The sequence below is a fragment of the Corynebacterium sp. MSK122 genome, assembly GCF_030229435.2.
Taxonomy (GTDB): Bacteria; Actinomycetota; Actinomycetes; order Mycobacteriales; family Mycobacteriaceae; genus Corynebacterium; species Corynebacterium marquesiae.
Genome location: NZ_JASPHV020000025.1, coordinates 19065 through 28510, shown reverse-complemented (window position 1 = coordinate 28510; position 9446 = coordinate 19065). Strand labels below are relative to the sequence as shown.

At 62.2% G+C, this 9446-nt stretch carries 8 protein-coding genes and 1 pseudogene; 5 read left to right on the top strand and 4 right to left on the bottom strand.

Annotation, left to right across the window (positions count from 1 at the left end; all coding sequences use genetic code 11):
- The 3 genes and pseudogenes from QP934_RS09955 to QP934_RS09945 all read left to right on the top strand — a co-directional run.
- Window positions 1–118: pseudogene (locus tag QP934_RS09955) on the top strand (IS30 family transposase); the annotation flags it as partial.
- Window positions 119–129: 11 nt separating this feature from the next.
- On the top strand, window positions 130–1113 hold the full coding sequence (locus QP934_RS09950) for an ABC transporter permease (protein WP_349819425.1): 984 nt from the start codon (window positions 130–132) through the stop codon (window positions 1111–1113).
- Window position 1114: 1 nt separating this feature from the next.
- A complete protein-coding gene (locus tag QP934_RS09945; RefSeq protein ID WP_419127439.1) occupies window positions 1115–1756 on the top strand; it encodes an ABC transporter ATP-binding protein in 642 nt (213 codons plus the stop codon).
- On the opposite strand, the gene QP934_RS09940 is transcribed toward QP934_RS09945, so the two are convergent.
- The gene (locus QP934_RS09940; protein WP_340419521.1) at window positions 1753–3330 is read right to left on the bottom strand and encodes a bifunctional ADP-dependent NAD(P)H-hydrate dehydratase/NAD(P)H-hydrate epimerase; all 1578 of its coding nucleotides are present in this window, start codon (window positions 3328–3330) and stop codon (window positions 1753–1755) included. The genes QP934_RS09945 and QP934_RS09940 overlap by 4 nt on opposite strands.
- Window positions 3331–3348: 18 nt before the next feature.
- Entirely contained in the window at window positions 3349–4164 is an 816-nt protein-coding gene (locus tag QP934_RS09935; protein WP_419127438.1) for an Fpg/Nei family DNA glycosylase, read from the bottom strand.
- 127 nt (window positions 4165–4291) lie between these two features.
- Here QP934_RS09935 and QP934_RS09930 point away from each other — a divergent pair, with 127 nt between their 5' ends.
- Together QP934_RS09930 and QP934_RS09925 are read left to right on the top strand one after the other, a co-directional pair.
- Window positions 4292–5788 (top strand): DUF1846 domain-containing protein, encoded by a 1497-nt coding sequence (locus tag QP934_RS09930; RefSeq protein ID WP_337888626.1) that lies wholly within the window; start codon window positions 4292–4294, stop codon window positions 5786–5788.
- Between the two features lie 112 nt (window positions 5789–5900).
- Window positions 5901–6836, top strand: a complete 936-nt coding sequence (locus QP934_RS09925) for a rhodanese-related sulfurtransferase (RefSeq protein WP_419127437.1) — start codon at window positions 5901–5903, stop codon at window positions 6834–6836.
- On the opposite strand, the gene QP934_RS09920 is transcribed toward QP934_RS09925, so the two are convergent.
- Entirely contained in the window at window positions 6833–7579 is a 747-nt protein-coding gene (locus QP934_RS09920) for an aminotransferase class IV (protein ID WP_340419518.1), read from the bottom strand. The two genes, QP934_RS09925 and QP934_RS09920, sit on opposite strands and share 4 nt — an antisense overlap.
- A complete protein-coding gene (locus QP934_RS09915) occupies window positions 7576–9435 on the bottom strand; it encodes a chorismate-binding protein (protein ID WP_419127436.1) in 1860 nt (619 codons plus the stop codon). Before QP934_RS09915 ends, QP934_RS09920 begins: the two co-directional genes overlap by 4 nt.
- Window positions 9436–9446: the final 11 nt, after the last annotated feature.

Here is a 9446-nt window from a genome sequence, read left to right as displayed (position 1 = left end):
CGAACATGTCGCGTGGGTGCAAAATGAGCTCAACGAAACACCCCGACAAATCCTCGGCGGCGCAACCCCACGTGAAATACTTAACGAACTATTCAAGCGTGGCGCATCCACCGCTTGATTCCGCCAACTATGTTCCTAGCAATCAGAGAAATCACCACAGCGCGCGGACGTTTCGCGCTCATCGGCGGCACGGTTGCGCTCATTACCCTTCTGCTCGTGATGCTCTCCGGCCTGACGGAGGGCCTGTCCAAGCAAAATACTTCCGCGTTGGAGTCCCTGGAAAAGGAATACCCATATATCTCCTTTTCCACCGAGGACCCCTCCTTCAGCGAATCCGAGATGCATGCCGGCGATATCGCCAGCGACGGCATTCCGCTCGGCGTAGCGCAGACCAAGCTGGAGGGGCACGGCGGCGTTGCCGTCCTGAGCCTGCCGGCCGGAACCCAGGTTCCGGGTAGCGATAAGACCATCCCGGAGCAGGGCGTGCTCCTGCCAGAGTCCATCGATGCGGCCGATACCGTCACCCTAGGTGGCACCGATTTTTCGGTGGAGGGCACCGTTCCAGAGACCATGTACTCCCACTCCGAGGTGGTGTGGGCCTCCACCGAGTCCTGGCAGCAGATTAGCCATGCTCCAGAAGGCGTGTTAGGCACCGCAGCGCTGTATAAGTACGAGGTTCCAGGCTTCGTGAAGGTGTCCACGTCCTTCTCCGGCTTGGCGGCCTATCAGTCTGAGCGCGGCTCGCTGCTTACCATGCAGGGCTTCTTGTACGGCATCTCCGCGCTGGTCACCGTCGCTTTCTTGACCGTATGGACCATCCAGCGCACCCGCGACCTGTCCATCCTGCGCGCGCTCGGCGCCACCGTGCGCTACCTCTTGCGCGATGCCCTGGCACAAGCCGCCATCATCTTGGCCGCCGGCACCATTGCGGGCGCCGTCGTTGGTTGGGTGCTCGGCGCGCTTGCTTCCGGCACCGTGCCCTTCGATGTTTCCCTGCGCACCATCGCCGTTCCCGCGGTCGGCATCTGGGCCCTCGGCATGGCCGGCGCCCTTATTGCTACCCGCCGCGTAGCTAAAGCCAACCCACTCGATGCCCTTGGAGGAAATGCTTAACATGTCCACCATTCTTGATATCCGCAACGCCACCGTGACCTACCAGGACGGTCAGACCACGACTACTGCGCTTGCCGAAGCCTCCCTCATCGCCGAGTCCAATACGCTTACCGGCATCGTGGGTGAGTCAGGGTCCGGCAAGTCCACGCTGCTGTCCGTAGCCGCAGGCCTCATCACCCCGGACTCCGGGTCCGTGCACGTGGACGGTACCCGCTCCATCATTTTCCAACAGGCCAACCTGCTGTCCTCGCTCAATGTGCGCGACCAATTGGTGATCATGGACCATATCGCTGGCCGCAAGCTGCGCCCACAGCGCGCCGATGAGTTATTGGAGTTTGTCGGCCTGGCAGGAATGGGCAATCGACGCATGGGTCAGTTGTCCGGTGGCCAGCGCCAGCGCGTCAATATCGCCCGTGCGCTCATGGAGCGACCGGACCTGCTCTTGGCCGATGAGCCCACCTCTGCGCTTGATTCCCACCTTTCGCAGGAGATCATCCGCCTCTTGCGCGATGTCACCCAGGAGATGAACACCGCCACCGTGCTGGTGACCCACGACCGCTCCCTGCTGAACTTCGCTGACCGCGTGGTGGAGGTCAAGGACAGCCACGTCTCCGAGCAGGAGAAGGTCTCTGCGCTCGGCTAGCGCTGCATTACTAGTAGCCGTGCGATTGCCTGCGGCACGGCTGCGGCAATCTGGGAGGCGGAGCATAGGCCAAAGCCGTCCGGGGTGTGGGCGGCAATGGCTGCCGCGTGTTGGTGGATGGCCGCGGCGTGCAGGATTTCCATAATTATCGTCTCCGCATCCGCCTCGGCGGCATCCACTTGCGCGAGCGTGGCGCCAAGGATGCCAGAGAGCACGTCACCAGAACCGGCGGTGGCCGCGTAAGAATGCCCAGCGTTCATGCCATAAATCTTCTGGCCTGGGGCCGTGACCGTGGTGATCCGGCCCTTGTGCAGGATGAAGCAGTCGAGCGCGTCGGAAAGCTCGCGCAGGCGCACCCCGAGTCCCTTCGAAAGATCAAGTTCGCGGCCGAAAGTTGCCGCGTAGAGCCGCTCAAATTCCCCGGCATGCGGGGTCAGGACGGCGCAGGGATGATCGCACACGAGTTCGCGCAGAGCCCCACAGGTAGAAAGCATGGTCAGCGCATCGGCGTCGATAATCGTGGGCAGTCCGCGTTCTAGCACGGCGCGCAATTCGGCGGCCGCCTCCGGTCCGGTGCCTCGCCCTGGTCCTACGACCCAGGCTTGGGCGTGGACTTTTTCTTGGGCGCTGGCATGGGGCACTACCTCCGGCAGGCTCGTGACCACGGAGTCATTGCCCACGATGCGAACCATGGACGGCGTGGCGCGCACCGCGCCTGTGGCGGCGAGAATGCCCGCGCCGGGAAAGGTGCTGCTGCCAGCACATACCGCGGTCACCCCGCCGGTGTACTTGGTGCTTTGAGCCCCCGGAGTCGGATCCAGAATCGGGCCCGTGCAGCCCACCGGCTTCGGGGCGGTAACCAGGCCTTGTTCTCCGGAAAGCACCGGCTCAGTCGGCCACTGGTAGGGCAGGGGGATAGTGGGTTCGTTGGCGATATAGCCCACCGGCTCCGCGGTAGCGGAAAGCTCTTCTGCAAAGGAGCGCGGGGCGCCGGGCAGGAGCAGATCGCAGAGCACCACCGCACCGCATGCCGGGGCAAAGATATGTCCGGCACGGGCCCAGCCAAAGCTAATGGTCACGTCTGCCTCTACGGCATCGGCTGCGGCCACGCCGGTATCGGCGTTAATGCCCGAAGGAATGTCCACAGCTAATACCGGTACTCCACGCTTCTTGGCCTCGGTATAGGCCCTCAGTGGGGCACCGGAAAGGCCGCGGGTGGAGGCGAGGCCGGCGACGGCGTCGATAAGCAGATCGGCGTTTCCTAGGTCGTGCGCTATGGTTCCGCCGGCCGTGGCAAATGCGTCTAGCGCAGGTTCGTGTGCGGCATCCGCCGCGAGGATAGCCACTACTGAATAGCCTACCTCCGCCAAGAAAGCGCCAGCATAGAGGCCATCGCCGCCGTTGCCGCCTGGCCCGACAAGGATAGTTACGCGCCGATAAGAGCCGAGCATGCTCGCGGCCGTGGCCGCCACGCCTCGTGCGGCCAAGCGCATGAGCTCATCGTCAAAGTTCTGCTGGGCTAGAAGGGAACGCTCTGCCGCGCGAACGGCGGCAACGCTATAGGCATGTCGCATGTTCGCCAGGATAGGCCTTTAAGGAGCCGGTTGGCAGGTCGGACACCAAAATAGGTTGCGTCCCTCCATGACCTTTTCTGCCACCGGGGTGCCGCAGATATAACAAGGTAGGCCGGCGCGGCGATAGACGTAGACCTCGCCGCCGTGGTCATCCTTGCGCGGTTCGCGGCCCATGGCCTCGGGGGAGTGCTCGGGCCGCACGGTATCGATGCGGCCGTGCTCCACTCCGTATTCCATGAGATCCACCAAGTCCGCCCACGTGGCGTCAAAGGTTTCACGGGAAACGTCCCGGCCCGGGAGGAAAGGGGAGAGGCCGTGGCGAAAGAGGGTCTCGGCCCGGTAGATATTGCCCACGCCGGCATAAAGGTGCTGATCCATCATGAGGGAGCCGATGCTGCGGCGCGATTTATGCACTTTGGCCCAGAGCGCCTCCACGTCGGCGTCCGTGCGCAGCGGGTCTTGGCCTACCTTGGCTAGCTGTGCGCGGAACTCCTCTTCAGTGAGCAGGCGGCAAAACTGCGGCCCGCGCAGGTTAGCGGCCTCGGCGCCATCATCAATGCGCACCCGGATCTGTCCGCCTACTTCCTCGCGGGGCTCGAAGCGCAGCTTGCCAATCAGGCCTAAGTGAATATAGAGGATATGGCGCGGATCCTGGGCGCTAAAGTGTACGAAAAGGTGCTTGCCGTAGGTCTCTGCCAGCTCGATACGCTCGCCATCGAGAAGCTCCGCCTCCGCTGCGAAGCGCCCCTGCGGGCTGGTCACGCGCAGCGGCATGCCGCGAAAATCGGCGTTGAATTTATTAGCTAGGCGGTGGATGACGTGACCTTCAGGCATAGAACTCAGTCTAACCGGGAAGAATTTTCGGCCAAACCTGCCGCTAACCAGCCCACTTATTCGGGAGGTGACAATAGCGTAAACTCGAAATGCGGAATGATTTAACTCAGGGGAAGGCTTTCAAATCATGACGCAAAAAATCGGCTTTGACCGCGAGAAATACATCGAGCTGCAGTCGAAGCACATCCATGCCCGCCGCGAGGAAATCGGCGGCAAACTCTACCTAGAGATGGGCGGCAAACTTTTTGACGATATGCATGCCTCTCGCGTGCTGCCCGGCTTCACCCCAGACAATAAAATCGCGATGCTGGAGCGCATCAAAGAAGACGTAGAGATCCTCATCTGCATCAACGCGAAAGATATCTCCCGCCAGAAGGTGCGCGCGGACCTGGGCATCCTTTATGAAGATGACCTGCTGCGCCTGGTGGACGTCTTCCGGAGCCGCGGATTCTTGGTAGAAAATGTCGTCATGACCCAGCTGGAGGAAGGCAATTCCCAAGCGGAAGCCTTCATCGATAAGGCAGAGCGCCTCGGCCTCAAGGTGGCGCGCCACCGCGTTATCCCTGGTTACCCCACCAATACGGACCTCATCGTGTCCGAAGAAGGTTTTGGCCGCAATGAGTTTGCGGAAACCTCCCGCGACCTCGTCGTGGTCACCGCGCCGGGCCCCGGCTCCGGCAAGCTGGCTACTGCGCTTTCGCAGGTCTACCACGAGCATCAGCGCGGCAATAACGCCGGATACGCCAAGTTTGAAACCTTCCCTATCTGGAATCTCCCCCTGGAACACCCCGTGAACCTGGCCTATGAGGCCGCCACGGTAGACCTCAATGATTCCAATATTATTGACCACTTCCACCTGTCCGCCCACGGCGAATCCACCGTGAATTACAACCGCGATGTGGAAGCGTTCCCACTGCTGCGCACGCTTTTGGAAAAGCTCACCGGCACCACCCCGTACCAGTCTCCAACGGACATGGGCGTGAATATGGCCGGCTTCTGCATTACTGATGACGCCGTGTGCCGTGCCGCCGCCCAACAAGAAATCATCCGCCGCTACTTCAAGGCGCAGGTGGAAGAGGCGCGTGCCGGCTTGGGCACCGAGCAGTCCGAGCGAGCCGCCGTCATCATGGCCAAGGCCGGCATCAAGGTTGAGGATCGCCCTGTGGTGGCGCCTGCTCGCCAGCGTGCGGAAGAAACCGGTGAACCTGCCTCCGCTATGCAGCTGCACGACGGCACCATGATCACCGGCCGCACCTCGCCATTGCTGGGTTGTTCTGCAGCTATGCTGCTTAATGCGCTAAAGCACTTGGCGGGCATCGATGACGATATCCACCTGCTGTCGCCCGAGTCCATCGAGCCGATTCAAACGCTCAAGACCAAGCACCTGGGTTCCAAGAATCCACGCCTGCATACCGACGAGGTGCTGATCGCCTTGTCCGTGTCTGCGGCGAAGGATGACAATGCCCGCAAGGCGCTGGAGCAGATCAAGGAACTTGCTGGTTGCGACGTCCACACCACCACCATCCTGGGTTCTGTGGATGAGGGAATCTTCCGCAACCTTGGCGTGCTCGTGACCTCTGACCCAGTCTTTGCCCGCAAGAAGGCGCTGTACCAAAAGCGCTAACTTCCGCATGCTCAAGATTCGGCCCTTTCAGCTTGTGCTGGAGGGGCCGCAGTCATATAAGGGAGAGCTACAAGATTGGGGATCTACGCAGCTGCGGGCCTAAGATTGGGGCGTGACTATTGGCAAAGTTCTCCTGTATTACTGCTTTACCCCCATCGAAGATCCCACCGCAATCATGCTGTGGCAGCGCACCCTGTGCGAGTCCTTGGGGCTCAAGGGGCGCATCCTCATTTCCGAGCACGGCATCAACGGCACCGTTGGCGGCGATATGGAAGCCTGCAAGCGCTACGTCCGCCAGACCAAGGAATACCCCGGCTTTAAGCGCATGCAGTTCAAGTGGTCCGAAGGCGGCGCGGATGACTTCCCGCGGCTTTCGGTCAAGGTGCGCGATGAAATCGTGGCCTTTGGCGCGCCGGGCGAGCTGAAGGTGGATGAAAACGGCGTCGTTGACGGCGGCGTGCACCTCAAGCCAGAAGAGGTAAATAAGCTGGTAGAAGAACGTGGCGAGGAGGTCGTCTTCTTTGACGGCCGCAACGCCATGGAAGCGGAGATTGGCAAGTTTAAAAATGCCGTCGTGCCCGATGTGAAAACCACGCATGATTTCATCGAAGAAATCGAGTCCGGCAAGTATGACTGGATGAAGGATAAGCCGGTGGTGTCCTATTGCACCGGTGGCATTCGCTGCGAGATCCTGTCCTCGTTGATGAAGAACCGTGGCTTCAAAGAGGTCTACCAGATCGATGGCGGCATCGTGCGCTACGGCGAAAAGTACGGCAATGATGGCCTGTGGGAAGGCTCCATGTATGTCTTTGACAAGCGCATGCACCACGAGTTTGGCCAAGGACTCCAAGACCCCGGCTTCATTCAGCTCGGCCACTGCGTGCACTGCGGTAAGGGCACGAATACGTTCCACAATTGTATCAATGAAGATACCTGCCGCCAGCAGGTACTCATCTGTGATGACTGCATACAGCACGTAGAAACTCAGCACTGCGGTCGGCCGGATTGCGCCGAAGTGGCAGCGCAGCTAGCCAAGCAGGAGAGCTAGTCGCGCGCCGTTTCCCTGCGAAAGCAGCCCCACCACCATTGCTGCCACCCGGTGGTATGCGGGCTGTGCGGTGGATGGATGACACCGGTGGGGGCGTGTAGTTCGCTAACGGGGCTCATGCCGTGGAGCGAGTTGAGGAACCACAGGGGGCACTCGGCGGCGAGCTCGAGGGTGATGGGGCGCGTTTCGGTGTGAATTCCAAGGTCTGAGGCGCGCCGGGTAACTTGGCGCAGCGTGATGCTAGGCAGCGCCAGTCCGGTGGGGAGGATGAGCGTATCCCCATTCCAAGCGACGAGCGCGCCGGTGGTGGTCTCCACCATGGCGCCGGAGGCATCCACGATGGCGGTGTCATCGGTACCGTCTGCTTGGTATTCGGCGCGGAAGCCTGCCAGCGCTGGGAAGTCAGGGCCCTTAACCAAAGGCTGCGTGCGCGGGTCTGGGGCTTGCACATAGGTCAGCCGGGTGGTTCTGCGTGCAGGGGGTGCGGGGCGAATATCGAGGCGCAGGTGTCCGCCGGCTAGCGAGATGCGGGGGAAGAGATCGCCGGGGCCCACAAGCTGCAGCATCGCGGGTACGAAGCCGGTGGGAAGTGGGCCGGCCACTGACTCGAAGCGCTGGAGGTGCAGGGGGAGGGCATTGGAGTGGGCGTTGGCAAGCATCCGCCAAGAGTCCGCCACGTCAAAGGGACCGGGGTGGGCTTGGCTTGGAATGAAGCTGCTTTCGTGCCAGAGGTAGGTGCTCATTGCCACGCCCCCAATACGGATTGGGCCTTGAGGTTGCGCTCCTCCAGCTCGGCGGCCGGATCTGAATCCAGGACGATGGCCCCGCCGGCGCCGATGGTGACCTCACCGGCCGCCCGCACGGCCGTGCGGATAACCACGCTGAGATCGGATTGACCGTCAAACCCCAGGTAGCCCACCACGCCGGAGTACACACCGCGCGGTCCCGTTTCGAGTTGGTCAATGATCTCGCAGGTGCGCAGCTTCGGCGCGCCCGTCATCGATCCGGGAGGAAAGGTGGCGCGGAGGGCATCGACCGCGGTGGCACTGGCGCGCAGTTGCCCGGTAATGGTGGAGACCAACTGATGGACGGTGGCATAGCTTTCTACTTGCATCAACTTTGGCACGCGCACGGTACCGGGCTCGCATACCCGGGAGAGATCGTTGCGCAGTAGGTCAACGATCATGAGATTTTCGGCCCGTGTCTTCGGGTCCGTGGTCAGCAGCGCGGGATCCTGGTCGGCCGAGATAGTGCCCTTAATCGGCTTGGCCTCTACCTCACGACCGCGCACGGTGAGGAAGCGCTCGGGCGAGGCGCTGCAGACCTCCACACCATCGAAGACGAGGTGTGCGGCATAGGGGGCGGGATTGTGCGAGCGCAGTTGGGGATAGAGCTCGCCCTCGGCCGCGGCCGAGTAGGTATCGGTCAGGCAGACCTCGTAGCTCTCGCCGGCGTGCAGGAATTCCTGGGCGCGCTTAATCCGCTCCAGGTAGCCAGGGCTGCGCCAAGAGCCCGCGCTTAGCGACGCCCCACTGTCCTCCCCCCTGGACCGTGATTCCTCTGCGGCCAAAGAGGCTTCCAGACGGTTCAGCAATTGCTCGGCGCCGTCACCGGCAAGGCAGCACAGGTGCGCTGTTTCTGCGTGGTGGTCATAGACGATGAAGGACTGCGGCCGCACGAAATAGGCATCTGGACACGGTGAGCGGTGGTTTAGCTCAATCGGCAGGGTTAACTGGGCGCACTCGTAGCCTAGGTACCCGATGACCCCGCCGGTAAACGGGAGGGCCGGTGCATCGATGATGCGGGTGGCGAGCTCGCGGTCGAGGAGGGTGAGGATATCGGGGGCGTCGCCAAGCTGGTAGCGGAAAGAGCGACTCAACGCGCCCGCGGTATCGCCGAGGATGGAATAGCGCCCGCGGGGATCCGCGGAGTCGAGGAAGAAGACATCGTTGCCCTCGGCCCGCAGGGTGGCAAAGACCCGTGGGCAGTCCACCGCGCCGGGCACCTCCCGGTGGAGCAGGCGGAACCCGCCCAGGAAGTTGCGCATAATATCCCGGCCGTATTGCGTGAGCACCGACTCGGGGTGGAATTGCACGCCCCAGTGCGGCAAGCCATCGACCTTGAGGGCTTGGATGACGCCGTCTTCGCTGCGGGCATGGACGGTGATACCGGGGGCCTCCTCTATATGCAGGGAGTGGTAGCGCACCACCTCGAAGTGTTGCGGGATTCCGGTAAAGATACCTTCGCCCGAGTGACGGATGGTGGAGACGAAACCGTGGCGCGGCTGCGGCGCCGGCGATACCTGGGCTCCGGCTAGCAGACCTAGCCCCTGGTGGCCAAGGCATACGCCCAGCACCGGAATCTCTGCCGCGGCCGCGGCGGCGATAATGCCCCGGGCAGCACCGAAATCCTCTTCGCGTTCCGGCGTGCCCGGGCCAGGAGAGATCACCACGTGGGAAAATTCGCCCGCACGGACGCGCTCGGCTAGCCCTTCCGCTTCACCGGCGGCGATGACGAGTGGTTCGCGTCCGGCTACCTCCGCGATGAGGTGGGCAAGGTTGAAGGTATAAGAATCGTAATTATCAAGCAGGAGGATCATAGGGAGGCGGA

Coding starts and splice junctions, on each gene's coding strand:
- QP934_RS09950 (WP_349819425.1), top strand. CDS start 130: ATGTTCCTAGCAATCAGAGAAATCACCACAGCGCGCGGACGTTTCGCG.
- QP934_RS09940 (WP_340419521.1), bottom strand. CDS start 3,330: ATGCGACATGCCTATAGCGTTGCCGCCGTTCGCGCGGCAGAGCGTTCC.
- QP934_RS09920 (WP_340419518.1), bottom strand. CDS start 7,579: ATGAGCACCTACCTCTGGCACGAAAGCAGCTTCATTCCAAGCCAAGCC.
- QP934_RS09945 (WP_419127439.1), top strand. CDS start 1,115: ATGTCCACCATTCTTGATATCCGCAACGCCACCGTGACCTACCAGGAC.
- QP934_RS09915 (WP_419127436.1), bottom strand. CDS start 9,435: ATGATCCTCCTGCTTGATAATTACGATTCTTATACCTTCAACCTTGCC.
- QP934_RS09935 (WP_419127438.1), bottom strand. CDS start 4,164: ATGCCTGAAGGTCACGTCATCCACCGCCTAGCTAATAAATTCAACGCC.
- QP934_RS09930 (WP_337888626.1), top strand. CDS start 4,292: ATGACGCAAAAAATCGGCTTTGACCGCGAGAAATACATCGAGCTGCAG.